The sequence below is a fragment of the Verminephrobacter aporrectodeae subsp. tuberculatae At4 genome (assembly GCF_000193225.1).
Classification (GTDB): domain Bacteria; phylum Pseudomonadota; class Gammaproteobacteria; order Burkholderiales; family Burkholderiaceae_C; genus Acidovorax; species Acidovorax aporrectodeae.
Window position 1 is genome coordinate 1 of sequence record NZ_AFAL01000323.1, and the last position, 281, is coordinate 281.

1 protein-coding gene is annotated in these 281 nt (G+C 73.7%); it reads left to right on the plus strand.

Translation table 11 applies throughout. The features are described 5' to 3' along the window. Positions 1-281, plus strand: a 281-nt coding sequence (locus tag VTU_RS26300; protein ID WP_010102509.1) for a helix-turn-helix domain-containing protein, incomplete at both ends; no start/stop codon positions are given.

Sequence of the window (281 nt, forward strand, 5' to 3'; positions counted from 1 at the left end):
TCGCTCGGTCTGGCGGACATGGCACGGCGCGCGGCCATGAGCGAACGCAACTTCCGGCGCGTGTTCTGCAAGGAGGTCGGCAACAGCCCGCTGGCCTTCGTCGAGCGCGCGCGCCTGGAGGCCGCGCGGCGCCTGCTCGAGGACGGCGATCTGCCGCTGAAGTCGATCGCCGCGCGCATCGGCCTGGGGTCGGAGCAGCCGATGCGCAGGCTGTTCCTCAAGCACCTTGGCGTCACGCCGCACGAGTACCGCGCGCGCTTCGGCGGCGCGGGCGGGGCCGC